The sequence below is a fragment of the Flavobacterium sp. 9R genome, assembly GCF_902506345.1.
In the GTDB taxonomy this organism is placed as follows: Bacteria; Bacteroidota; Bacteroidia; order Flavobacteriales; family Flavobacteriaceae; genus Flavobacterium.
Map to the genome: position 1 here is coordinate 528055 of NZ_LR733413.1, position 23921 is coordinate 551975.

The following is a 23921-nucleotide window of genomic DNA, read 5'->3' on the forward strand; positions in this document are numbered from 1 at the left end:
AATTATAGAGATTAAATTAATCTCTATAATTCAAGGCTGGTTTACGGTCACCAAGTAAAGGTTTGTACTGATAATCGCCTTTGCTGGATTTGAATTCTTCTTTGGCTTTTTGAACTAAAGAAGGATTCGTAAACAAATCGATGGCCATATACGAAAGTGTTTTGGCAGCCACAAGCATTCCTTTGATACCTATATCGGTTCCACCACAAGCTACGGCTTGCCAGCTGTGTGCTCCAGTTCCTGGAACCCAAGTTGCGGTTTCGATTCCAACTGTCGGAACAGTGTAACTTACATCGCCTACATCGGTGGAGCCTAGATTTTTCTCAATATGCATCGGATTGACTTTGGCGGCGTTGGCGATTGGTGGTTTTTTGTCGATAAAACTGCTTTGAATTTTAGTCGCAAAAGCTATTTCTTCTGGTGTATACTGTACGCCTCCAACTTTTTCTAAATTGATTTGTATGGCATCGGCCAATGTTTTGTTGATGAGCAAATCGTGAGTACCTCCGATGATTTCATATTCGGAACGGGTTCCTGTTCCTAAAGCTGCACCTTCGGCTGCTTTAGCTACTCGGTCAAAAACATTAACAGCAATGGTTTTCTCTGGATTTCTAACATAATAATATACTTCGGCAAATTCTGGAACTACGTTTGGGGCTTTACCGCCATTGGTAATGACATAATGAATTCTTGTTTCTTGAGGAATATGTTCCCGCATCATATTGACCATATAATCCATAGCTTCGACAGCATCCAAAGCGGAGCGTCCTTGCTCTGGAGAAGCAGCTGCGTGCGATGAAATCCCATAAAATCGAAACTTAGCCGATTTGTTAGCCAAAGCACTAGTGTAGGTTACCGAATTATTATCCGAAGGATGCCAATGCAAGACTACATCAACATTGTTGAAAAGCCCTTCTCTCACCATATATACTTTTCCGCTTCCGCCTTCTTCTGCAGGACATCCAAAGACTTTTATTGTCCCTTTTAATTTGCCTTCTTTCATTAGATTTTTGATGGCAATACCAGCAGCAATGGAGCCAGTTCCAAATAGGTGATGTCCACATCCGTGACCATTATTTTTATTAGGAATCAATGTTTTAATAGGTGAGGTGTCTTGTGATAATCCAGGAAGTGCATCGTACTCTGCTAATATCCCAATCACAGGATACCCCGAACCATACGTAGCCACAAAAGCTGTAGGTATCCCTGCTACACCAGTAGTAACGGAGAAATCATTTTCTTTTAATTGTTGCGCGAGTAAGTTAGAACTGTTGGTTTCTTTGTATCCTAATTCGGCATAATCCCAGATATTCAAAGCTATTTTCTTGTAAGTAGCCCTTTCTTTTTCAATGCTCGTATTTGCTTCTTTCTTTAGTATTTCGATTGATTTTTGGGACCAATTTATTTGCGCAAATAGGGTAGTGGCAAGAATAGCCCAAATTGTTTTTTTCATATTCAAAAGTAAAAGTTAGGTTTGTAGTGATGTTTTGTGCTGATCAAAAGCGTTTTACAGCAATCTTTTGATGAATAAGCTAATATACATTGATTTTGCTTATCCTAGTTACTTTTCATAAAATTCAATGGGCAACTGGTCAGGATCAGCAATAAAAAGAAAGCGTTTGTTGGTGAATTCATCTGTACGAATGGCTTCCATTTCGATTTGATTTTTTTGCAAATGGGCAACGATTCTATCCAAATCATCCACTTCAAAAGCCAAGTGACGCAAACCCGTAGCTTCAGGTCGTGAAGGTCTTGAAGGAGGATTGGGAAACGAAAAAAGTTCAATAATGTAGTTGCCATCGAGTGCTAAATCGAGTTTGTATGAAGCTCTTTCTTCTCGGTAAATTTCTTGGATGATTTCTAATCCCAATACTTCAACATAAAAGCGTTTCGATTTTTCATAATCGGAACAAATGATAGCGATATGATGAACTTTGTTAAGCATAACTTTCGATTAGATTTTTTTTAATTTAAATAAAGAATAGCAGCTGGTCTACTAGTCCAATTGGTATTTGAATCCAATTTCATACACGGCTTCTTTTCGTCTGTCAAAAGGCAGTTTCCCGTTGGAGTAGCTTACATAGACTCCACTTGAAGAGGCGATAGCTGCTGTGAAATATGAAAACGAATCAAAGTTATTATTTTTTATTTCATTCGACGCATTAATTTCTTTGAAGTATTTAAAAGAACTATTGAAAAAGAGTGTTTGTGAGGAAATCTCAGTAAGTACGGTTCTAAAACCCGCTTCGAAATGCATACGTGGGAAAGGCTTTAGATTAGGGTCACTTTTTTTTCGTAACGTATCTTTTATTGGATTTACATAATCAAAACCGAACAATAGCGTAGGAAGGGTGATACCCGAATGCAGCGTTCCTTTGTATTGGGTTAATTTTCTGAGGAAAGCAAAAGGATAATCAAGTATATTGAGTTTTGATGCGATGTTGTTTTTATCCCAAGATTTCAAGCTACCGCCCAATCGCATACCTAGCGTGCTTTGTTTTTTGGAAAAATCTTGATTTGATTCTAAGCCTGCATTCAAATCATATTTGAGAATCCAACTGTTTTTGAGTTTAAATTTTTCGTTCATTTCACGCCATTCTGGGGCATTTAGTATGGCTTCGGAACTTTCGTAGGTGGCAAGTTTTCTGCGTAAATTGGCGTAGTAAACCAAATCATTCGGGGTTGCTGTTACGGTTACGCCTCCACCAATGCGGAAGAGATTTAAAGCTAATTTGGTGTTTAGAAAATTGTAGGGATTGACTTCTTTGTTAAAAGATACATTCCCTTTTATCTCTAACGATATTGATTTTCCTCTTTTTATATGGCCTTTCTCAGTGATTTTTGCTCTTTCGATGTTGAGGTTGTAAGCAAATCCTAAAGCCGATTTAGTGGAATCTTTGTTTTGAAAGGTTTTTAAATCCAAATCAAAGTTATTCAACCATTTTAAATACGAAGTGTCTTTTTTTTGGATTTTTAGCTCCATAAAATCCAATAAAAGCCCCCAATTTTCAGGTTGCTTTTTTAGAGAATCAACTTTTTCTATGACTTTGTTTTCTTGCAGTAGTTTGTCTTTGGATACAACAGTTGTAAGCGATTGTGCATTCAATCCGCAATATGAAAATAAAATCAGGACAAAAAATAGTAATTTACGATTCATTCTCGAGTTTAATTTCGTTTGTAAAAAAATAGTTTTCGTCATTCTTTTCAGCCAAGTCCTTTATCGTTTTATCTTCATCTAAAAGAATCTGAATCATATCGTTTATGGCGGTATTTCTAGATATAGAATTTTCTAGTTTGGCACCCCAACTCGAAAAAACTTTATCAATGGTATCGGCAATTAATGTGGCTTCAATTTTTAGATTATCCTTACTTGATAACGGATTGAAAAATGTAAGTTCCGACATTTTGATAGTATCCGCAGCATTGAATTGTTTTTTTGTCTGCCCTAATCGAAATAATGAAAACCAAGTGTCTACAAAAGCAGGGTTTTCTGTTGTCCATTTTGCCATAAATCATTTTTTTGTTTTTCTTTCAAAACACTTTTTATCAGCTTAAGAAATCTGTATTTAATGTCTTTTCAAATGTATCAATTGCATATAAATACCACAAGTTTATTGAAGATATTTCTTGCATTTATTTATGTGTTCAAAAGATATCAAAAAAGCCATTTCCTGATTTTTATCATAGAATAGGAAAGGGCTGTGTTTTAATTTTAGGGTTTCTTTAATACAGAAGCTTTTACAAGAAACTAAAGCAGTTCCTTCTGTATAAATCAGGTTAATTACCTCTAAAGCTTCTATCAAAATACTTAAAAAATGCTTATTGAATTCAAAAAATGGATGCTAGTACCCTTGGCATTCTTCACCTCGCTTTGCTATAGTCAAAGCACTGAACTATCAGAAAAGAAAATCGAAAATCAACCTCCACTTTCAAATCAACCCAAAGAAACCCAAGCGGCAGATAAAAAGCTTGATTTCTTAACTAAAAAAGCCAGTTATGCTGTTCTTTTTGTGGGGGATTATGCCAAAACATTTTCTTCTAATGTGGATATGAATGGTAATCACACTACCGATGATAAGGCTTCAGACAATGGCTTTTACCTTCGTTATGTTCGCTTACAAGCCAAGTTCGAAATCAATAAAATTACGGCTCAAGTGCTGATTAATTTAGCCGATTTTAAAAATAACCCTCAAACTCGTGTTTTAGAATTGGCTAATTTGAAATACAAAGCCAATAACTATTTGTCGATTCAAGCAGGGCAATTTCGTCCTTATTTTGGCTTAGAAGATTTGTACCCAGCCGATATTTTAAAATCCTATAATTGGTCCAATCAGTACACTCTTTTTGGGAACAATGGTTGGCAAAGCTTTCAAATAGGTGCTGCTGTTTTTGGTTCCCTATCAGATTTGAAAATTCCTCTCAAGTACTATTATAGTTTTGTCAACGGAAATGGTAAAAATCAAGTCGCCGACTCCGATAATGCAAAGCATCATATGTTTCGGTTAGAATACAAGTTAGGCAAGTACCTTAATTTGGGTGGCAATGTTGGTTTTTCGCGTTGGGATGGACAATCCGCTAAGGCGTATGGTGCCGATTTGCAGTTTGAGAAAAAAATTAGTCCAACATTATGCTTGGCTTTGGATACAGAGTACAAAAGAGGCTCGAATTTGAATGCGTATACTGCTTCGAAACTTGTTCCAAAAGAATTGAATGATTATGAAATGCAAGGTGTTTATGTGATTCCTTTGGTTCGTAAAATTATCGATGTAGACAAAAAGATAGGTGTAGAGTTTTCTTTTCGTTATGAATACCTCGAGAATCTAGTCAAAGCTGGTAATCCCCTCCGAATTTACACACCTATGGCGAGTTATATTTTGGGAGAAGATTATATTGGAAAGTTATCGTTGGTTGGGCTTTTTGTAGATTACAACAAAAGTATTCCTAATTCAGCACAATACGATTACAACCAAATTTTATTGCAGTATCAAATTCGATTTTAGGTAAATCGGGAATGAATTTATCTGATAATCGTCAATAACCAATATTTTTCTTGATTATGGCACAAAAAAAACCTGACCAATTGGTCAGGTTTTTATAGAATATCAGCAGAAACTTTCAAAGGTTTCTTGCTTTATGATTGGATTAGATAGCAGTAACAATAGCTAAGAAATCAGTAGCGTTCAAGGCAGCTCCACCAATTAGACCTCCGTCTACATCTGGTTTAGAGAAGATTTCTTTAGCGTTGTCTGGTTTTACACTTCCACCGTATAAGATGGTAAGGTCTTCTGCGATATCGCTTCCGAAGGCTTTGCGAACGGTTTCTCTAATGAATTCGTGCATTTCTTGTGCTTGCTCTGGTGAAGCCGTTTCTCCTGTTCCAATAGCCCAAACTGGCTCGTAAGCTAAAACTACTTTTTCCCAATCCGCAGCTGTAATATGGAATAAACCATCTTTCAATTGGTTTTCCACAATGTTAAAGTGATTTCCAGATTGACGGTCTTTTAATTCTTCACCAAAACAGAAAATTACCGTCATATCGTGTTCTAATGCAGTATCAACTTTTGATGCAATCAAAGCATCGGTTTCGTGGAAAATAGCTCTACGCTCAGAGTGTCCTAAGATAACGTGGTTCACGCCTACACTTTTAATCATATCAGCAGAAATTTCACCTGTAAATGCTCCGCTTTCTGCCTGGTGAAGGTTTTGTGCTGCAACTTCAATAGCGCTTCCTTCTAATTTGGTTACCGCAGCTGCTAAGTTTATAAAAGTTGGTGCTACAATTACTTCTGCCGTTGTTTGTGTTGGTATTTTTGCTAGTAAGTCAGTCAATAATTCTTGGGTTTGTGCTGCATTTTTATGCATTTTCCAGTTTCCTGCTACAATCTTCTTTCTCATTTTTTTTGTATTTATAGGTTGTATTATTTTAGTTTAAACTTTTTAATGTTTCGTCGATGGCTGCAAAATCGGTTTCAATAGCGCGGTAACGCACGATTTTCCCTTTTTTATCGATAATGATGTAACGTGGAATCCAATCTAGGTCGATGGCTTTTCCAAAAACACCTTTCATTTGATCATTAGCCATATAATGATCGCCTTTGATTTCGTGTTTCTCAATACCCGCTTTCCATTTATCAGCGGTTTTATCCATAGAGATGAATACATAGTCTACCTTTGGATGATTGGCTTGTAATTCTTTTAATTTTGGCATTGCTTTTACACAATCACCACACCAAGAGGCCCAAACTTCAATGACTACTGTTTTGCCTTTATGTTTTTTTAAAACATCTTTAAATGCTACTTGACTGTCATTTGCTGCTAATAGTTTTTCATTTAAAGCTACTGACGAAAATGCTGATTTTTGAGCTTGAGTGCACGAAAAACTAGCAAAAGCAATAAAAAGAGCGATTATTTTTTTCATATTGTTGGTTTTTTCATTGTCTACAAATTTAAAGAAACTATTTCATCTAGGCACCGCTCGGATTGTTAGTTTAGTTGTTTTTTTGTTAAAAAAATACAACAATAACGTTATCGTTAATAAAATAGGGGGTTTGTCGTAAAATGCGAGTGCTCTTTAGTGATTCATTCAGATTGGTGCTAAAACTAAAATTCTAAAATTGTTTTTCGATACCTTTTTAAAAGAAAATCTAGCTTTTACAAAAAAAGAGTGCCTTCCGTTTAATGGAGGGCACTCTTTTTTGTTGTTTGATTTTGAAGGGATTATAGCTTTAAATCTTCAATATCGTTGTAATGTACTTTTTGTTTGACTACTGCTTTCGAGATAATCACGACACTAGGGTTGGCTCTTTCGATGGTTTTAAGCGGAATAGCATCACAGAAATAAAAATCGAAAGTGAGACCAAATTGTTTTTTTGCTGCCTCAATTTGCTCTGGAGAAGAAGCAGTCATTCCAATTACTTTATAACCTTTAATCAATGCTTTTTTATGCAGAGCCTCCATTTTAGTCATTCCATCTGCGCTAGATTTGTTCAAATCGTAGGCAACAATTAGCATTAGCTTTTGTTCATTTAAGAATTCCTCTTTAAAATCTTTGCCATCTTTTTCTATAGTAAAGTCATGAATTGGTGGAATGTAGCCTTCTTTGATAACTTTGTCTTTTCTATCTACAAAAGTAGCCCCCGCTGGAATGTTCATTAACTCTTTTTCTGTAAATTCTTTCTGAACGCCATTTACTTTGTAGATAAAGACCATTTCTACTTCGCTTTTTGGAGCATTCTCTGGAATTTGCATCCCTTCGTTGATATTGTTTCCTACTTTAAAGGGTCTAAAGTCTTTTAGAGGCAAGTGATTCAATACCCAATACCCCATAAAGCAACAAAGTACTACTGCAACGGCAACAAGAACATTTTGTGTTTTTACTCCAAATAATGGTTGTACTAATTTTTGATTAAAGTATAGTATTAAAATAAAAAATAATAAAACAACGTCTTTCGTAAAGGATTGCCAAGGTGTTAGTTTTAAAGCGTCACCAAAACAGCCGCAATCTTTCACCACATCAAAATAGGCGGAGTAAAAGGTCAAAAAGGTGAATAAAACAATTAGTGTTAATAAACTCCAAATAGTGAATTTGGTTTTGTAACCAATTAATAATAACACTCCCAAAACCACTTCAAGTATTACCAAAAAATAGGCAATCGCTAATGCAAATGGCTCTAAAAAAGGCATATTGAACACAGGTTCACTAAAATATTCGGCTAGTTTGTATGAGAATCCAACCGGGTCGTTGAGTTTAATTAATCCAGAAATGATAAATAAAATTCCAACGAAAAGTCGGGAGAATTGGGTAAGAATGTTTTTCATAGTGGGGAATAATTTATTTTTTCAAATGAAATTGCATTAAGATAAGGGCAAAAACAGCATAGTTTATCATATCTTGATAATTGGCATCAATGCCTTCAGAAACTAATGTTTTGCCTTTGTTGTCTTCAATTTGTTTCACTCGGAGTAGTTTTTGTAAAATCAAATCAGTAAGCGAACTCACTCGCATTTCGCGCCAAGCTTCGCCATAATCGTGATTTTTGGCTTCCATTAAAGTTTTGGTAAGTTCAATTTTGCTATCGTACCAAGTGGTAGCAGCGGTTACATCTAAGTCGGGTTGTTCTACCACTCCCAATTCAAGCTGAATCAAAGCCATAATCGAATAATTGATAATACCAATGAATTCTCCAGTTTCGTCTTCGTCAACTTTTCGGATATCGTTTTCTTGTAAACTGCGGATGCGTTGTGCTTTGATAAATATTTGGTCGGTCAGCGAAGGCAATCTTAGTATGCGCCAAGCACTTCCGTAATCTTTCATTTTGTTGATGAATAATTGCCGACAAATGGTTATAACCGCATCGTATTCTTGTGAAGTATTCTTCATTATTGGTGTATATTTGTATTCTGATTGCTCCAAAAATAAGCTATTTTTTTGGAATCGTTTACCAAATTTATACAACAATCAACAAAATCATGACAATCAACTGCAATGGCGAATTAATTGACTTATCTACACCCAAAGTAATGGGGATTTTGAATGTCACACCCGATTCTTTTTTTGACGGAGGTCGTTACACTAATGATCGTGAAGTTTTACAAAGAGTAGAACAAATGCTTATAGATGGTGCTACTTTTATTGATGTAGGAGGCTATTCAAGTAAGCCCAATGCTGTAGCGGTTACTGTTCAAGAAGAAAAGGCTAGAACAGTTCCAATAGTTGCTTCAATACTTCAACATTTTCCTGAAGCTATAGTTTCAATTGATACCTTTAGAAGCGAAGTGGCTCAGTTGTGTTTGGATCAAGGTGCGGCTATTGTAAACGACATTTCAGCTGGTTTTTTGGATCCGTTGATGATGCAAATTGTAGCTAATTATAGAGTTCCTTACATTATGATGCATATGAAGGGAACACCACAAACGATGAGTACACTTGCGCAATATGATGATTTGGTCAAAGAAATATTGTTTTATTTTTCGGAACGAATTGCAGCTGCACGTAGTTTGGGAATATCAGATTTGATTGTTGATCCAGGCTTTGGCTTTGCTAAGACCATCGAACATAATTTTGAATTGTTGCGTCATTTGCAGCTTTTTAAATCATTGGAATTGCCAATTTTAGCAGGAGTTTCTAGGAAATCAATGATTTACAAGACACTACAAATTGACCCCGAAGAAGCCTTAAACGGCACCACCGTTTTGAATACTCTCGCCTTAGAAAAGGGAGCTGCTATTTTGAGAGTTCACGACGTTAAAGAAGCAGTAGAAACCATCAAATTATGGGGAAAAGTATCAATAAAATAAAAAAGATGAAATCAGTTGTTTTAAGTGTTTTGGCTCTATTTCTGTTAGCCTGCGAAGGAAAAAAAGAAGTTCAATTGCCTAAGTTGAATCAATCTTTGGTAACTACCATCGGCGAACATTCTCCCGTTTATATTTTCTTTGCTTTAAAGGGAAAAGACACTATTGCAGATTTAAATAGGAGCAATACTATTAGTTCGACCCATTGGGTATTCAACATTGATAAACGATTACCTCTGCGTTTGGTGATGCCTCAAGTAATGAAAATGCAAGCCAAAAAAGAGAAGAGTATGCACAAAAGTGAAACCTCTGAAAACTATTTTTCGTATGCTGATAGTCTTCACAAAAACTTGGCTTTTGTTTCGTTTACGAATGTGACCTATAAGATGGAGAAACCGAAGCTCGCAACTTTGATTCTTTTTACCCAAAACAATAGCGTTATTGTAAATTCTAAAGAAATTAAGAAAACTGCTTTACAAGACTATTTGAATCAATTGCCAAGCGACAAAACGAGAACGCTGTATTTTGGTTTTGCCAAAGAAAGTAGTTTTGACACTTATCTACAAAATCAAATCTTTATTCGAGGCTTGAAGTTTGAAGGTTTTGATTCGAATTCATCCCGACAAGAATTCATTTTTTAACGAAAATTATAGGAATCAATAGAGCTTTTCTTTTTAATGTTTATTGATGATGATAAGGTTCGTTGCGTAAAATAGTAAATCCACGATACAATTGTTCGATAAAGAATAAACGCACCATTTGATGGGAAAAAGTCATTAATGATAGTGATATTTTGCCTTGTGCTTTGGCGTAAACTGTATCTGAAAAACCATAAGGACCACCAATCACAAAAACTAAGGTTTTGATTCCTGAGTTCATTTTTTTTTGCAATTCGCTAGAGAAACCCACACTAGAGAAGGTTTTTCCGTTTTCGTCTAATAAAATTAATTGATCGGTAGGTGTAATCTTTGATAGAATCAACTCGCCTTCTTTTTCTTTTTGCTGACTCTCGGATAAGTTTTTTACATTCTTGATGTCAGGAATAATTTCCAATTCAAATTTGATATAAAACGACAATCGTTTGGTATAATCATCGATCAAGGTTTGTAGTGCTTTATTGTCGGTTTTGCCAATGGCAATCAATTTGATATTCATACGCTATTTAAGAGTTAAATAGAGACAGATTACTGTTGCAAATTGCTTAATAGATTAAAGCAACAATAGTTTTAATCTGTCTTAAAATCCATAAAAGACAAAACCCCGAAAACAATTTGTTTTCGGGGTTTTTGCGGAGGAAGAGGGATTCGAACCCCCGGACCTGTTACAGTCAACAGTTTTCAAGACTGCCGCATTCGACCGCTCTGCCATTCCTCCAGTAAGTCGCTATCATTTCGTGATTGCGAGTGCAAATATAAGAACCTTTTTTGGTTATGCAAATGTATTTTTATAAAAATTGCACCTTTTTTTTTGGCTTTTTTTTAATCATTTCATTTTCTATGTTTTAGGAGAATAAAAAAAATAAAAAAAAAATTCTAAAAGATTAATAGTTTACGTATTCTGTAATTTCAAGGCCGTAACCAATCATTCCAACGCGTTTTCCTTGTGCTGTATTCGTAACCAATCGTATTTTTGAAATGTCTAAATCGTGCAGAATTTGAGCTCCAATTCCAAAGTCTTTACTGTCTATTTTTATTTTAGGAGCTTTGAGTTCGCCATTGGCTTGTAAATCTTTTAATTCTGCAATTCTACTCAACAGGTTTACGGCTTGCATGTCTTGATTGATAAAAATCACTGCGCCTTTTCCTTCATTGTTGATGGTAGTAAACATATCGTCTAGTTGTTTGTCGGCATTATTGGTTAATGTTCCTAACAAATCGTTATTTACTTGAGAAGAGTTAATTCTTGTTAGAATAGACTCACCAGAATTCCATGTTCCTTTGGTTAAGGCAATATGCACTTGTTTGTTGGTCGTTTGTTGGTAAGCACGGAATCTAAAAGTTCCAAAACGAGTTTGTATATCGAAATCTTCTTTTTTAACAATAAGACTATCGTGTTGCATTCTGTAGGCCACTAATGCTTCAATAGAAACTAATTTCAAATCGAATTTTTTAGCCACTTTAACCAATTGTGGCAAACGAGCCATGGTTCCGTCCTCGTTCATGATTTCCACAATCACACCAGCCGATTTAAAGCCTGCTAAACGTGCAAAATCAATTGCAGCTTCTGTATGTCCAGTTCTTCTTAATACACCGCCTTGCTTAGCGATTAGCGGGAAAATATGTCCAGGACGAGCTAGGTCGTGTGGTTTTGTGTTAGAATCCACCAAGGAAAGAATTGTTTTTGCTCTATCAGAGGCAGAAATTCCTGTAGTTACACCATTTCCTCTTAAGTCGACCGAAACGGTAAAAGCGGTTTCCATTGGATCGGTATTGTTGCTCACCATTACATGTAATCCTAGTTCCTTGCAACGGCTTTCAGTAAGAGGAGCGCAAATTAGTCCGCGACCATGCGTTGCCATGAAATTAATCATCTCAGGAGTTACTTTTTCGGCGGCTGCCAAAAAATCACCTTCGTTTTCACGATCTTCGTCGTCTACTACAATGATTACTTTACCTTGACGAATGTCTTCAATTGCTTCCTCAATTGTATTGAGTTGTATTTTATCTGCTACCATGTGTAGAATTAGTTTTTAGAAGGGAATAATTTTTTAACCAATTTTTGAAAAGGTTCTGTTATACGATCCATATTGATGATGCCAATATCGTTGATGGCTCTGTAAGTTAATAATAAAGCCAAGGGTGTTAATATGAATGAGGACATCCACGCTCCAACAAAAGGAGTGAGCCCATCTTCTTGAGAAATTCTTTTTCCGAAAGTGTTGATGAAATGGAAAGTAATGAATATCAATACTGCAAATACAATTGGAAGTCCAATACCTCCTTTTCGTATAATGGCTCCCAATGGTGCGCCAATGAAGAACATTAAGAAACAAGCAAAGGCAATAACGAATTTTTCGTAAATCACAAATTCGTGGCTGTTGATGTTTTTTTGTTTTAATTTCAAATCCGAAAGTGTTCCGTTAATGCTTGCTACAGTACTTTGTGTATTGGCTAAAGCATTTTTGTAAACGGTTGCTTTTTCGTCATCAGTAAAAGGGGCCAATGGGTCTTTTGTGTTGCTCTTTTTGGTTTTCTTTACCGTATCATTAGTTGATGTAGTAGTAGAGACTATTGGAATCGTGACTCTCTGATTGATGTTTTCAGAAAATGATTTGGTCTCCGTAGCTTTGCTTTTTGATAAGGAATCGATAGTGTATATAAGTTCTGAAACATCGAGCATTCCTTTAGTATTAGCGTCTTTGGTATCTTCGACAGCGGTTGTGTTTAATTTAGATAAGTCAATGTTGATGATGTCTCTCTTGAATGAACTTTTTACAAAAGGCATTTTTTCTCTGTCTTCATATTTTTTAGGAGTAACATCTTCATAGTAATAGCCATCCTTTAAAACTAATTGCAATAAATTTGATTCTTCATTGCTAATCAATTCACCTGTTTTGGCTTTGATGACAGTCTTATTTCCATCACCCATTAATGATTTCTTGTGAATGGTAACACCGCTCAAAAAATTACCTTTATCTCCCGATTTTTTATTCACTTTGATGTTGTAGACACCAACAGTATTAAATTGTCCTTCAGCTATAGCCAAAGCAGGCTTAACTTGAGCAATGTTTCTTCTAAAACTCATGAATTTGTACTCTGCATATGGAATTACATTGTTTGCAAACATAAAAGCAACAATGCTTAATAAAGAGATAAAAACAATTAAAGTACGAAAACATCTTTGTAATGAGATTCCAGATGATTTCATTGCTGCTAATTCATAGTTTTCAGAAAAACTTCCAAAAGTCATGATAGAAGCCAATAAAACCGATAATGGTAGAACCAAAGGAATAATCCTTGGCATTGAGAAGAGTAAGAATTTGATAATCATTATAAAATCCAAATCTTTTCCAGCTAATTCAGTGATAAAAAGCCAAACGGTTTGGAGAATAAAGATGAAAAAAAGGATAACAAAAACCGTAGTAAATGTAATCAGAAACGATTTTAATAAATATTTGTCAAGTATCTTCACCTATGTTTAATCTATTTTATTGATGTAGTAATTGGGGTATTTACTCGCCGCAAAGGTAAATTGATTTTTTGATAATGACTGATTAGTTTTAAAAGAATTAACGGTAAGGGTTGTTTTTGTTCCTTTTTTACCAAATTCAATTAAGTTATAAATGTGTTTGGTTTGTATGTCGATACCCAATAAAATTTCTTTTCTTTGGTCTTTTGCATTTGTTGGAACAAGTTTTACATATTGTATTTTTCTTCCTCTAACATCTTGAATGATGTCCATAGTGTATTTGTAACCAGAGTTGAAAAAAGTCAACATTTTTGAAGGTGTAATGGCGTTGTCGTCATTTTCATTAAGTTTAGAAATCGTGATTTCTTCGTCTTCAGGAACGATTGTGTATGTTTTTTTACCGTCAAACATTTTAGTTACCCCCATAAAATTAAGTACATACATGTTTCCTTTTAGGGTAACATTTCCTTTACTATCTTGATTGATGTTCTCTTTAGCATTTTGCAAGCTGTATTTAAAATCAATCGTAATGTTATCGTAACTTTTTACTTTGCTGGTTACTTGGTCTAGTAAAGCTTTGGCTTTTTTATCTTGTCCGTTAGAGGTGTAAACAGAACAAAACAAGGCAATTAAGGTTAAAAAAGACAAAATTGCTTGAGACTTGTTTTTTAATGCAAAAAGAGTTGTGTTTTGAGTGCTAGGTAACATGATTTAATTGTTTAGTTCGTTATTGAAAAATTGATCAAGAGAACTCATATCTTGAATATTTACACTACGTGCTTTACTTCCTTCAAAGGAGCCTACAATTCCAGCAGCTTCTAATTGGTCAATTAGTCGTCCTGCTCTGTTGTATCCTAGTTTGAGTTTGCGTTGTAGTAAAGAAGCAGAGCCTTGCTGTGCATTGACAATAATCTCGGCAGCTTCTCTAAATAAGGGGTCTCTTTCGGAAACATCCATATCAAGATTAATGCCACTTTCTTCTCCAACGAACTCTGGAAGTAAATAAGCAGTGGCATAGGCCTTTTGCGAACCTATAAATTCGGTTATTTTTTCTACTTCTGGGGTGTCGATAAAGGCGCATTGTACACGAACCACATCATTGCCATTGGTGTATAATAAATCCCCTCTACCAATCAATTGGTCAGCGCCTTGTGTATCTAAAATGGTCCTAGAGTCAATTTTTGAAGTTACTCTAAAAGCAATACGAGCTGGGAAGTTGGCTTTAATCAAACCTGTAATTACATTCACCGAAGGTCTTTGAGTAGCAATAATCAAATGTATTCCGATCGCACGAGCCAATTGCGCTAAACGGGCAATAGGAACTTCTACTTCTTTACCGGCCGTCATAATTAAGTCGGCAAACTCGTCGACTACCAATACGATGTAAGGTAAAAAACGGTGCCCTAATTCAGGATTTAACTTTCTAGATTTGAATTTTTCGTTGTACTCTTTGATGTTGCGCACCATAGCGTCTTTTAACAACGAATAACGATTGTCCATTTCAACACAAAGTGAGTTTAATGTAGCAACAACTTTCGCATTATCAGTAATAATGGCGTCTTCGGTATCGGGCAATTTAGCTAAATAATGTCTTTCTATTTTATTAAAAAGGGTAAGCTCTACTTTTTTAGGGTCTACCAAAACGAATTTCACTTCGGCTGGATGTTTTTTGTACAAAAGAGAAGTCAATACGGCATTTAATCCTACCGATTTTCCTTGTCCAGTAGCACCCGCCATCAATAGGTGTGGCATTTTTGCCAAATCGACTACAAAAGTTTCATTAGAAATGGTTTTTCCTAAAGCAATTGGTAATTCCATTTCGGCTTCTTGAAATTTAGCCGAACCAATAACACTTTTCATAGAAACCATAGTAGGATTCTTGTTAGGAACCTCGATACCAATTGTTCCTTTTCCTGGAATTGGCGCAATGATACGAATTCCAAGTGCAGATAAAGACAAGGCGATATCGTCCTCTAAACTTTTGATTTTTGAAATTCTGATTCCTGCTTCTGGAACAATTTCATATAAGGTAACCGATGGACCAACTGTTGCTTTAATTTGCGCAATTTCTATTTTGTAATTGCGAAGGGTGTCAACGATTTTGTTTTTGTTTTCTTCTAATTCCTCTTGATTGATGGTAATTCCACCAGTAGAATATTCTTTTAATAAATCTATTGTTGGGTATTTGTAATTTGATAAATCCAAGGTTGGGTCGAATAAACCAAAATCCGAAACCAAACGTGAAGCAAGATTTTCTTCGATAATATCTTCTTCGGCTGCTTTTTCAATTACAAAAGCCTCGTCGTTGGTGGTGATTACTTCATTTGGAATTGTAGCAACAATAGGTTGTGGTTTCAATTGAGGTTCCAAATTAATTTCGGAAGCGCTACTAATAGTAGGTTTCAAGGCTTCTTTGTTAATTTCGAACTGTGAACCTGAGGTTTTAAGATGAATGGTGTCTTCTAAATCTTCTTCCTCTTCAATGGCAAATTCTTCTAAATTGTAGGCGTTTGAAGTTTCTTTCGGAAAAGGATTATTGGCTATTTCATCTTTAATTTCATCTTTGGTAGAATGAAATAAATTTTGAATTTTTTCTGGAGATATTTTTATCTTGAAGATTAAGTAGATTAAAATACCAAAAATTAACACCAATAAGGTACCTGTTTTTCCGATGTAATCTTGGAAAAACAAATTGAGTTCGTATCCTACAGTTCCTCCTAGTTCAGGTAAAGAAGTGGCAAAGAATCCAAATAAAATCGATACGATAACGATTAGGAACAAGTCCCAAAACCAAATGCTTTTGAGTTTTTTTAATTTTAAATCTAAAAATAAAAACAGACCAGTTAAAAAGAATAAACGCACAAATAAGAATGATGCAATTCCGAAACCTTTATAAATAAGAGCGTCCGCAAGGAAAGCGCCAATTTTTCCTAACCAATTTTGAACTACCTCATTTCTATCTGATACAGCATTTACTGCGCTTTGGTCTTCTTGTCCGTATAGAAAAAAGGAAACAAAAGCGATTAGTAAACCAATAGAAAATAATACCAGTAAGCTGCCAATTATGAGTTTGTTTTGCTTGGATACTTCCCAAAATTTAGATTTTGGAGTAGTACTATCAGAAGGAGTCTCAGATGAGTTTTTTTTATTTGTTTTTGCCATTCTTTTTTAAAGTAAGCCTAAATGAATTTTGGAACGTAAATGATTAAACCTATAATGATTGCGGTAATTGCTGCAAAGAAAACAGACCCTGCAGCAATATCTTTGATAAAACCAATTCTTTGACTGTAATTTGGATGAATAAAATCGGCTATTTTTTCTACAGCAGTGTTTAGGCCTTCAATACTCATTACTAGTCCAATAGCAAAAGTTTGAAACAACCATTCTGTAGCAGAAATGTTCATTATAAAGCCTAAAATGCTAATGAGTATTCCAATAGAAAACTGAACCATTATGCTATGTTCCGTACTTATTAATTTTATTGCTCCTTTAAAAGCATACGTAACACTTTTTAATCTTCCGGTTACAAAAGAATTGTCTTTTTGAAATTCCATAGATGTATTATAGTGCTGCTAAAGCTGCTTCGTAATTTGGTTCGTTCGCAATTTCTCCAACTTGTTCTGTGTGGGTAATTACTCCGTTTTCATCAACTACAATGATTACTCTTGAATGCAATCCAGCCAATGGACCTTCGATAATTTCTAAGCCATTAGTTTTACCAAAACTACCTTCTTGGAAATCGGATAAATTCACTACGTTTTCTAATCCTTCTGCACCACAAAAACGTTTTTGAGCAAAAGGTAAATCTCTTGAAATACACAAAACGGTAGTGTTCTCTAAAGCACTAGCGCTTTCGTTAAATTTTCTAACAGATGTAGCACAAGTTCCGGTATCGATACTTGGAAAAATATTTAAAACTAATTTTTTACCAGCAAAATCAGCTAATGTAGCTGCTGATAAATCATTTTTGATTAGTTTGAAATCTACTAATTTGCTTCCAACTTGAGGAAGTTCGCCTGAAGTGTGAATTGGGTTTCCACCTAATGTTACTGTCGCCATATCGTTGTTTTTTTTGAGTTTCAAAAGTATGAATTTTTTTTAAGAATTGGGTTTCCTAAAGCAAGATTTTAGCTCCAACAAAATAGCTTGTGCTTCAGGAATAAAACTTGTTTTTTGACTCTTTTTTGAGGGTTGAAGTGAAATAACAAAGCCTAAGAAATTGTCTTTGCTATGGCTTTGTGTTTGTATGTGTGCTGTTTCGTATCGTTACGTTTTATGTTCTACTACGAAGCTGAAAGGGTGTTTACTTCTTTAGGGATTGAAAGAATAAAGGTGCTTCCTTCATTAACTTTTGAATCTATAGAAATAGAAACCCCTATTTTGTTGCAAAGATTCTTGATGGTAGTCCAGCCTAATTGCGTACCATAATTCCCAAAACGATCTTTTTTTGCGATGCTGGCTGAATTGTTTAGGATTGAGGCGGCCTCGGTCTCGCTTAAACCAATTCCGTTATCGCTAATTTTTAGTTGATAGGAGGTAGTTGTTTCATTGAAACCAAAGGTAATTACGGGAATGGTGCTGTAATTGTATTTTAATCCATTCGAAACTAGATTCATTACAATTTGAGTCAAAGCTAATGGATCCGTATATATCTGAGCTTTTTCAAAAGTTGACTCTATTTTGAATTCTTTTTTTGGATTTAGGATAGAGTTGGTGGTAGTGATTATTTCATTAATATTAAAATCCTTTTTACTGATGATTTGATTTTCAGAACGATAATAATAAAGCAGTTTAGTAACGTATTCTTTTAGTTGACTAGAGCTTTCAATCATTAAGTCCAGATATTCCGAGCTAGAAAAAGAAGTTTCGTTTTCTTCTCTGAAAAGGGTAATCAATGAAATGATATTGTTTAGCGGCGATTGAATGTCGTGGGATACACGATTGGAGAACTGTTTCAACGCCTCGTATTGTTCGCTTAAAAGTTTGTAATTGTTAAGTAAAGCAACGTTTTTGTGTCTTAATTTAAAAAGGGCTTCTACTTGTTTTCCTAAAATTTGCAACCCCTTTTTTTGGTCATTTGTGAGTTTTTTGCTTTCATAATCAATAACGCACAAGGTGGCTAACGGAATTCCTTTTTCATTCCTGATTGCCACACTAGCATAAAAACCGTTTTCTTCCAAGCCGTTTAATTTGCCTATACCGCTAAACTCTTCGTCTAGCATTAAATTTGGAATTTCTATAAAATCTAAGTTTTTGGAGAGTGCCAAGGCACAAAAGGAATACTCTATAGGATTTTCGTTATGGGTAAAACCTATTTTGGATTTGAACCACTGGCGAGTAGTATCAATTAATGTAATAGTAGAAATTGGTGTTTTACAGATTTGGGTAGCCAAAAATGTAATGTTGTCGTATTGTTCCTCGTTTGGAGAGTCAAATAATAAATATTCGTTGATGAGTTTAATTTGCTCTAAACTCGGTTTTATGGTATTTGGCATTTTTTTGAAAAAATTTGGCGGTAAATTTACTCAAAACCGATGTAAAACATTGTTTTTGAGCCTGATTTTATTAAAAAAAATTAAAGAGTATCGCCTTTCATTTTTTGGAGATATATGCTATATTGCATCAAAATCCAAAATCTGTTTATGGTTGAGCAAAATATTTATAATGAAGACAATATACGTTCTCTCGATTGGAAAGAACACATCCGGATGCGTCCCGGAATGTATATCGGAAAGCTTGGTGACGGTTCTTCGCCGGATGACGGTATTTATATTCTTTTAAAAGAAGTATTAGACAACTGTATTGATGAGTTCGTAATGGGCGCTGGGAAATCTATCGAAGTGACCATTAAAGACAAAACGGTTGCGGTTCGCGATTATGGTCGTGGAATCCCTTTAGGAAAGGTAATCGACGTAGTTTCTAAAATGAATACGGGAGGAAAATATGACTCTTTAGCGTTTAAGAAATCAGTTGGATTGAATGGAGTAGGAACCAAGGCGGTTAATGCTTTGTCTAATTATTTTAGAGTTGAATCGGTTCGTGACGATAAGCAAAAAGCAGCTGAGTTTTCAGCGGGAAATTTGGTTCTAGAAGAAGATATCATCGAAACCACGAAGCGCAAAGGAACCAAAGTTACTTTTATTCCTGATGAAGCCATCTTCAAAAACTATAAATTCAGAAATGAGTATATAGTAAAAATGCTTAAAAACTATTGTTACCTAAATACGGGGTTAACAATTATCTATAACGGTGAAAAATATTTTTCTGAAAATGGATTGAAAGATTTATTAGATGAAAATATTGCAGAGGAAGATATGGTGTATCCAATTATTCATCTTAAAGGGGATGATATTGAGATTGCGATGACCCATAGTAAATCGCAATACAGCGAGGAATACCATTCTTTTGTAAACGGTCAAAATACAACACAAGGGGGAACCCATTTAGTCGCTTTTAGAGAAGCGGTGGTCAAAACCATTCGTGAATTTTACAATAAAACCTTCGACCCTTCGGATATTCGTAAATCTATTGTGAGTGCGGTTAGTATCAAGGTGATGGAACCTGTTTTTGAATCCCAAACCAAAACGAAATTAGGTTCTACAGATATGGGCTCTGAGCCAGGAATGGCATCGGTTAGAACGTTTGTGAATGACTTTGTGAAAAATAAATTAGACAATTTTTTACATAAAAATCCAGAAACAGCCGATTTGTTGCTTCGAAAAATTCTGCAAGCCGAGCGCGAGCGAAAAGAATTATCAGGCATTCGAAAATTAGCCAAAGACCGAGCTAAAAAAGCCAGTTTGCACAATAAGAAGTTGAGAGACTGTCGCGTGCATTTGCCAGACATCAAAAACCCAAGATATTTAGAAAGTACATTGTTTATAACCGAGGGAGATTCGGCTTCGGGGTCGATTACCAAATCGCGTGATGTGAATACACAAGCGGTTTTTAGTTTGCGTGGAAAGCCTTTGAATTCTTACGGAATGAGTAAGAAGATTGTGTATGAAAATGAAGAATTCAATTTGTTGCAAGCGGCCTTGAATATCGAAGAAGATATGGGTGACTTGCGCTACAACAATATTGTAATTGCAACCGATGCCGATGTCGATGGAATGCACATTCGCTTGTTATTGATTACCTTTTTCTTGCAATTTTTCCCTGAATTAATCAAAGAGGGGCATTTGTATATTTTGCAAACGCCACTTTTTAGAGTTCGAAATAAGAAAGAAACCATTTATTGCTATTCTGATGAAGAGCGCAGAGACGCCATTGAAAAATTAAAACCCAAACCCGAAATCACTCGATTTAAAGGACTCGGGGAAATTTCGCCAGATGAGTTCAAAAATTTCATTGGAGAAACCATTCGATTGGATCCTATTATGATGGATAAAAATACCTCTATCGAGCAATTATTGTCGTTTTATATGGGTAAAAATACCCCAGACCGACAAGAGTTTATCATCAAAAACTTGAAGGTAGATTTGGATGTGATTGAGAAAGAATAATATTTTAGAAATGAATAAAAAAACGTTAGTACTCATTATTTTAGCTTTTGCCCTAGGTTTTGGTGGGACATTTTTTATTATCAGAAGCAATGATCATAAAGAATGTGGAATAGTTACCAAAAAAGTGAAAGACAAAAATGGAAATTGGGTGACCACAAAAGAACATATTTGCAAAGAAAAGTATTCTTTTTAGCACTGAAAAAACGATTAAGTAGATTTATAAAGATATAAATGAAAGACGAAGAAGAAGATAACATCCTTCCTAACGAAGACGAAAACAACGACGCCGGTTTTGATTCCAATGATCAAGAAGGATTCGATGATATTGCGACTTCAAGTGGGATGCACCATTTTTACGAAAATAATGCAGACGAGCACGATACCATTACCAAAGTTACAGGAATGTACAAAGATTGGTTTTTGGATTACGCTTCGTATGTGATCTTAGAACGTGCCGTACCCGCAATCGAAGACGGATTCAAGCCGGTGCAACGCCGTATTATGCATTCGTTAAAAGAATTAGACGACGGTCGTTATAACAAAGTAGCGAATGTGGTGGGACACACTATGCAATACCATCCTCACGGGGATCAGAGTATTGCTGATGCTATGGTGCAAATTGGTCAAAAAGATTTATTGATTGACTGCCAAGGAAACTGGGGTAATATTTTAACGGGCGATGGCGCAGCTGCTTCTCGTTATATCGAGGCGCGTTTGTCCAAATTTGCCTTAGAGGTATTGTATTCTCCTAAAATTACAGATTGGGGTGTATCGTATGACGGTCGTCGTGCAGAACCGAATAATCTTCCCGTGAAGTTTCCGTTGCTTTTGGCACAAGGAGCAGAGGGAATCGCGGTGGGGCTTTCTACCAAAGTGTTGCCTCATAACTTCAATGAGTTAATTGATGCTTCTATAAAAATTCTGAAAGGGAAACCTTTTACTTTATATCCAGATTTTCAAACCGCTGGGATTGCGGATGTATCGAATTACAACGATGGTATGCGTGGTGGACGTGTGCGTGTGCGTGCCAAGATCAGTCAGTTGGACAAAAACACTTTGGTGATTACCCAAATTCCGTTTTCGACCAATACATCTAGTTTGATTGATAGTATTTTGAAAGCCAATGAAAAAGGGAAAATCAAAATCAAGAAAATCGAAGACAATACTGCTGCCGAGGTTGAGATTTTAATCCATCTTTTCCCGGGTGTTTCTCCAGATAAAACTATTGATGCTTTGTTTGCTTTTACCGCTTGCGAAACGTCTGTGGCGCCATTAGGTTGTGTGATTGAAGACAACAAACCGCTTTTTATTGGGGTTTCGGATATGTTGAAAATTTCGACAGACCGTACCGTAGATTTATTGCGTCAAGAACTCGAAATTCAATTAGAAGAATTAAAAAACAAATGGCATTTCTCTACTTTGGAGAAAATCTTCATTCGTGAAGAAATGTATATCGACTTCAAATTGTACTCTGATAGAGAATCGTTGTACAACTATATGTATGATCGTTTTGAGCCTTTCAAAGCCTCCTTTGTAAGAGAAATAAACGATGATGATTTGCAAAAACTAACGCAAATCCCAATGATTCGTATCACGCGTTTTGACTCGGATAAAGCCGATGATTTCATTGCGAAATTGGAGGACGAAATGAAGGAAGTACAACATCATTTGGATCACATCATCGATTTTGCGATAGCTTATTTTGCCAAGCTTAAAGAAAAATACGGTAAAGGAAGAGAACGCCAAACCGAACTCCGCATTTTTGATGACATCGAAGCGACCAAAGTGGTTTTGCGTAATACCAAACTATACGTCAATCGCGAAGAAGGATTTGTGGGAACTAGCTTGAAAAAAGACGAATATGTGGTGGATTGCTCTGATATCGATGATGTAATTGTTTTTCTACGTAATGGAACGATGATGATTACCAAAGTCGATGCTAAGACATTTGTAGGTAAAGACATTATTCACGTTGCCATTTTTGACAAAGGCGATAAACGCACGATTTATAATTTGATTTATCGTGATGGAAAATCGGGTCCGTCTTACATTAAACGATTCAATGTTTCAGGTGTTACTAGAGATAAAGCCTACGATTTAACCAATGGAGCTGCGGGTTCTCAAATTCTTTATTTTTCTTGCAATCCAAATGGTGAAGCGGAGGTAATCAATATCATCCTGCGTCAAGTTGGTAGTATCAAAAAACTCAAATTTGATATTGATTTCGCCAAATTAGCTATCAAAGGAAGAGCTTCCAAAGGGAATTTGGTAACCAAATATCCAATCAAGAAAATCGAATTAAAAGAGAAAGGAATTTCTACCTTATTGCCTAGAAAAGTTTGGTTTGACGATACCGTGCAGCGATTGAATGTGGATGGAAGAGGAGAGCTGTTGGGTGAATTTAGACCAAGCGACAAGATATTAGTCATTTCTCAGACTGGAAAACTAAAAGTTATTATTCCAGAGCTCTCTACTCATTTTGATGAGGATATGATTGTTTTAGAAAAATGGAATCCTAAAAAACCGATTTCGGCTATCTATTATGATGGCGAAAAAGAGCGTTATTATATCAAGCGCTTCTTGGTTGAAGTGGAGAATAAAGAAGAATCGTTTATATCCGAGCATCCAAATTCTCGTTTAGAGATTGTAGCTACCGATTATCGCCCTGTAGCCGAATTGATTTTTGCTAAAGTGAAAGGTGTTCAAAAAGAAAATCAAGTGGTAGACATCGAGAGTTTTATTGCGGTAAAAGGCTTCAAAGCTTTAGGAAACCAATTGACAACCGATAAGTTAAAACAAGTGAATTTGCTTGACCCTTTGCCTTATGAAGAGCCAGAAGAAGAGCAACCTGAACCGACTGAAAGTATTGAAGACGCCATTGATGATTCTTCTATTCAATTAGAAGACGATGGGCAAGTCACTTTATCTTTAGAATAATTTAAAAACCGTTTCCAACTTCAAAAGGAAACGGTTTTTTTAAAACCTGATTTTTAT

22 protein-coding genes and 1 tRNA gene are annotated in these 23921 nt (G+C 35.5%); 6 read left to right on the forward strand and 17 right to left on the reverse strand.

What is annotated here, in order from left to right; genetic code table 11:
- Window positions 1-16 precede the first annotated feature (16 nt).
- The 4 genes from FLAVO9AF_RS02335 to FLAVO9AF_RS02350 form a co-directional block, all read right to left on the reverse strand.
- Complete coding sequence (locus FLAVO9AF_RS02335) at window positions 17-1453, reverse strand: amidohydrolase (RefSeq protein ID WP_159683660.1); 1437 nt, start codon at window positions 1451-1453, stop codon at window positions 17-19.
- A 108-nt stretch (window positions 1454-1561) separates the two neighbouring features.
- Complete coding sequence (locus tag FLAVO9AF_RS02340) at window positions 1562-1945, reverse strand: VOC family protein (protein ID WP_159683663.1); 384 nt, start codon at window positions 1943-1945, stop codon at window positions 1562-1564.
- A 51-nt stretch (window positions 1946-1996) separates the two neighbouring features.
- The gene (locus FLAVO9AF_RS02345) at window positions 1997-3157 is read right to left on the reverse strand and encodes a hypothetical protein (RefSeq protein ID WP_159683666.1); all 1161 of its coding nucleotides are present in this window, start codon (window positions 3155-3157) and stop codon (window positions 1997-1999) included.
- Window positions 3147-3509 carry a hypothetical protein gene (locus tag FLAVO9AF_RS02350; RefSeq protein ID WP_159683669.1) on the reverse strand — a complete coding sequence of 121 codons (363 nt, stop codon included), beginning with the start codon at window positions 3507-3509 and terminating at the stop codon, window positions 3147-3149. The genes FLAVO9AF_RS02345 and FLAVO9AF_RS02350 overlap by 11 nt, the downstream gene beginning before the upstream one ends.
- A 306-nt stretch (window positions 3510-3815) precedes the next feature.
- Between FLAVO9AF_RS02350 and FLAVO9AF_RS02355 the strand changes: the two genes are divergently transcribed.
- On the forward strand, window positions 3816-5000 hold the full coding sequence (locus FLAVO9AF_RS02355) for a porin (protein WP_159683672.1): 1185 nt from the start codon (window positions 3816-3818) through the stop codon (window positions 4998-5000).
- Between the two features lie 142 nt (window positions 5001-5142).
- On the opposite strand, the gene tpiA is transcribed toward FLAVO9AF_RS02355, so the two are convergent.
- From tpiA to FLAVO9AF_RS02375, 4 genes are all read right to left on the reverse strand, one after another.
- On the reverse strand, window positions 5143-5895 hold the full coding sequence (tpiA, locus tag FLAVO9AF_RS02360; RefSeq protein ID WP_159683675.1) for a triose-phosphate isomerase: 753 nt from the start codon (window positions 5893-5895) through the stop codon (window positions 5143-5145).
- 28 nt (window positions 5896-5923) lie between these two features.
- On the reverse strand, window positions 5924-6418 hold the full coding sequence (locus FLAVO9AF_RS02365; protein ID WP_159683678.1) for a TlpA disulfide reductase family protein: 495 nt from the start codon (window positions 6416-6418) through the stop codon (window positions 5924-5926).
- Between the two features lie 299 nt (window positions 6419-6717).
- Window positions 6718-7818, reverse strand: coding sequence for a BT_3928 family protein (locus tag FLAVO9AF_RS02370; protein WP_159683681.1), 1101 nt, complete (start codon window positions 7816-7818; stop codon window positions 6718-6720).
- A gap of 13 nt (window positions 7819-7831) precedes the next feature.
- A complete protein-coding gene (locus tag FLAVO9AF_RS02375) occupies window positions 7832-8380 on the reverse strand; it encodes a DUF1599 domain-containing protein (RefSeq protein ID WP_159683684.1) in 549 nt (182 codons plus the stop codon).
- An 89-nt stretch (window positions 8381-8469) separates the two neighbouring features.
- Here FLAVO9AF_RS02375 and folP point away from each other — a divergent pair, with 89 nt between their 5' ends.
- Both folP and FLAVO9AF_RS02385 read left to right on the forward strand, forming a co-directional pair.
- The gene (gene folP, locus FLAVO9AF_RS02380; protein ID WP_159683687.1) at window positions 8470-9297 is read left to right on the forward strand and encodes a dihydropteroate synthase; all 828 of its coding nucleotides are present in this window, start codon (window positions 8470-8472) and stop codon (window positions 9295-9297) included.
- Between the two features lie 5 nt (window positions 9298-9302).
- On the forward strand, window positions 9303-9935 hold the full coding sequence (locus FLAVO9AF_RS02385) for a hypothetical protein (RefSeq protein WP_159683690.1): 633 nt from the start codon (window positions 9303-9305) through the stop codon (window positions 9933-9935).
- A gap of 40 nt (window positions 9936-9975) precedes the next feature.
- Here the strand turns inward: FLAVO9AF_RS02385 and rlmH are convergent, their stop codons facing one another.
- The 9 genes from rlmH to FLAVO9AF_RS02430 form a co-directional block, all read right to left on the reverse strand.
- Entirely contained in the window at window positions 9976-10449 is a 474-nt protein-coding gene (gene rlmH, locus FLAVO9AF_RS02390) for a 23S rRNA (pseudouridine(1915)-N(3))-methyltransferase RlmH (RefSeq protein ID WP_159683693.1), read from the reverse strand.
- Window positions 10450-10583: 134 nt separating this feature from the next.
- Window positions 10584-10668: transfer RNA gene (locus FLAVO9AF_RS02395), tRNA-Ser, on the reverse strand.
- A gap of 166 nt (window positions 10669-10834) precedes the next feature.
- Window positions 10835-11968 carry a 3,4-dihydroxy-2-butanone-4-phosphate synthase gene (gene ribB, locus FLAVO9AF_RS02400; protein ID WP_159683695.1) on the reverse strand — a complete coding sequence of 378 codons (1134 nt, stop codon included), beginning with the start codon at window positions 11966-11968 and terminating at the stop codon, window positions 10835-10837.
- A gap of 8 nt (window positions 11969-11976) precedes the next feature.
- Window positions 11977-13425: an LptF/LptG family permease gene (locus FLAVO9AF_RS02405; protein WP_159683700.1), complete on the reverse strand. Its 1449-nt coding sequence runs from the start codon at window positions 13423-13425 to the stop codon at window positions 11977-11979.
- Between the two features lie 6 nt (window positions 13426-13431).
- Window positions 13432-14130: an outer membrane lipoprotein carrier protein LolA gene (locus tag FLAVO9AF_RS02410; RefSeq protein WP_159683704.1), complete on the reverse strand. Its 699-nt coding sequence runs from the start codon at window positions 14128-14130 to the stop codon at window positions 13432-13434.
- A 3-nt stretch (window positions 14131-14133) separates the two neighbouring features.
- Window positions 14134-16584: a DNA translocase FtsK gene (locus tag FLAVO9AF_RS02415; protein ID WP_159683707.1), complete on the reverse strand. Its 2451-nt coding sequence runs from the start codon at window positions 16582-16584 to the stop codon at window positions 14134-14136.
- 17 nt (window positions 16585-16601) lie between these two features.
- The gene (locus tag FLAVO9AF_RS02420; RefSeq protein WP_159683710.1) at window positions 16602-16976 is read right to left on the reverse strand and encodes a diacylglycerol kinase family protein; all 375 of its coding nucleotides are present in this window, start codon (window positions 16974-16976) and stop codon (window positions 16602-16604) included.
- Window positions 16977-16983: 7 nt separating this feature from the next.
- Entirely contained in the window at window positions 16984-17481 is a 498-nt protein-coding gene (tpx, locus tag FLAVO9AF_RS02425) for a thiol peroxidase (protein ID WP_159690833.1), read from the reverse strand.
- Between the two features lie 224 nt (window positions 17482-17705).
- Entirely contained in the window at window positions 17706-18917 is a 1212-nt protein-coding gene (locus FLAVO9AF_RS02430) for a HAMP domain-containing sensor histidine kinase (protein WP_159683713.1), read from the reverse strand.
- Between the two features lie 147 nt (window positions 18918-19064).
- Here FLAVO9AF_RS02430 and FLAVO9AF_RS02435 point away from each other — a divergent pair, with 147 nt between their 5' ends.
- Genes FLAVO9AF_RS02435 through FLAVO9AF_RS02445 form a run of 3 tightly spaced genes read left to right on the forward strand, consistent with a single transcriptional unit; the run spans window position 19065 to window position 23864 of the window.
- Window positions 19065-20927, forward strand: coding sequence for a DNA topoisomerase IV subunit B (locus tag FLAVO9AF_RS02435; RefSeq protein WP_159683716.1), 1863 nt, complete (start codon window positions 19065-19067; stop codon window positions 20925-20927).
- A 10-nt stretch (window positions 20928-20937) separates the two neighbouring features.
- Window positions 20938-21120, forward strand: a complete 183-nt coding sequence (locus FLAVO9AF_RS02440) for a hypothetical protein (RefSeq protein ID WP_159683719.1) — start codon at window positions 20938-20940, stop codon at window positions 21118-21120.
- Between the two features lie 38 nt (window positions 21121-21158).
- The gene (locus FLAVO9AF_RS02445) at window positions 21159-23864 is read left to right on the forward strand and encodes a DNA gyrase/topoisomerase IV subunit A (protein WP_159683722.1); all 2706 of its coding nucleotides are present in this window, start codon (window positions 21159-21161) and stop codon (window positions 23862-23864) included.
- Window positions 23865-23921: the final 57 nt, after the last annotated feature.

What these genes read in the sequence shown, in the direction of transcription:
- FLAVO9AF_RS02335 (WP_159683660.1), bottom strand. Translation starts at nt 1,453, where the DNA reads ATGAAAAAAACAATTTGGGCTATTCTTGCCACTACCCTATTTGCGCAA.
- FLAVO9AF_RS02340 (WP_159683663.1), bottom strand. Translation starts at nt 1,945, where the DNA reads ATGCTTAACAAAGTTCATCATATCGCTATCATTTGTTCCGATTATGAA.
- FLAVO9AF_RS02345 (WP_159683666.1), bottom strand. Translation starts at nt 3,157, where the DNA reads ATGAATCGTAAATTACTATTTTTTGTCCTGATTTTATTTTCATATTGC.
- FLAVO9AF_RS02350 (WP_159683669.1), bottom strand. Translation starts at nt 3,509, where the DNA reads ATGGCAAAATGGACAACAGAAAACCCTGCTTTTGTAGACACTTGGTTT.
- FLAVO9AF_RS02355 (WP_159683672.1), top strand. Translation starts at nt 3,816, where the DNA reads ATGCTTATTGAATTCAAAAAATGGATGCTAGTACCCTTGGCATTCTTC.
- tpiA (WP_159683675.1), bottom strand. Translation starts at nt 5,895, where the DNA reads ATGAGAAAGAAGATTGTAGCAGGAAACTGGAAAATGCATAAAAATGCA.
- FLAVO9AF_RS02365 (WP_159683678.1), bottom strand. Translation starts at nt 6,418, where the DNA reads ATGAAAAAAATAATCGCTCTTTTTATTGCTTTTGCTAGTTTTTCGTGC.
- FLAVO9AF_RS02370 (WP_159683681.1), bottom strand. Translation starts at nt 7,818, where the DNA reads ATGAAAAACATTCTTACCCAATTCTCCCGACTTTTCGTTGGAATTTTA.
- FLAVO9AF_RS02375 (WP_159683684.1), bottom strand. Translation starts at nt 8,380, where the DNA reads ATGAAGAATACTTCACAAGAATACGATGCGGTTATAACCATTTGTCGG.
- folP (WP_159683687.1), top strand. Translation starts at nt 8,470, where the DNA reads ATGACAATCAACTGCAATGGCGAATTAATTGACTTATCTACACCCAAA.
- FLAVO9AF_RS02385 (WP_159683690.1), top strand. Translation starts at nt 9,303, where the DNA reads ATGAAATCAGTTGTTTTAAGTGTTTTGGCTCTATTTCTGTTAGCCTGC.
- rlmH (WP_159683693.1), bottom strand. Translation starts at nt 10,449, where the DNA reads ATGAATATCAAATTGATTGCCATTGGCAAAACCGACAATAAAGCACTA.
- ribB (WP_159683695.1), bottom strand. Translation starts at nt 11,968, where the DNA reads ATGGTAGCAGATAAAATACAACTCAATACAATTGAGGAAGCAATTGAA.
- FLAVO9AF_RS02410 (WP_159683704.1), bottom strand. Translation starts at nt 14,130, where the DNA reads ATGTTACCTAGCACTCAAAACACAACTCTTTTTGCATTAAAAAACAAG.
- FLAVO9AF_RS02415 (WP_159683707.1), bottom strand. Translation starts at nt 16,584, where the DNA reads ATGGCAAAAACAAATAAAAAAAACTCATCTGAGACTCCTTCTGATAGT.
- FLAVO9AF_RS02420 (WP_159683710.1), bottom strand. Translation starts at nt 16,976, where the DNA reads ATGGAATTTCAAAAAGACAATTCTTTTGTAACCGGAAGATTAAAAAGT.
- tpx (WP_159690833.1), bottom strand. Translation starts at nt 17,481, where the DNA reads ATGGCGACAGTAACATTAGGTGGAAACCCAATTCACACTTCAGGCGAA.
- FLAVO9AF_RS02430 (WP_159683713.1), bottom strand. Translation starts at nt 18,917, where the DNA reads ATGCCAAATACCATAAAACCGAGTTTAGAGCAAATTAAACTCATCAAC.
- FLAVO9AF_RS02435 (WP_159683716.1), top strand. Translation starts at nt 19,065, where the DNA reads ATGGTTGAGCAAAATATTTATAATGAAGACAATATACGTTCTCTCGAT.
- FLAVO9AF_RS02440 (WP_159683719.1), top strand. Translation starts at nt 20,938, where the DNA reads ATGAATAAAAAAACGTTAGTACTCATTATTTTAGCTTTTGCCCTAGGT.
- FLAVO9AF_RS02445 (WP_159683722.1), top strand. Translation starts at nt 21,159, where the DNA reads ATGAAAGACGAAGAAGAAGATAACATCCTTCCTAACGAAGACGAAAAC.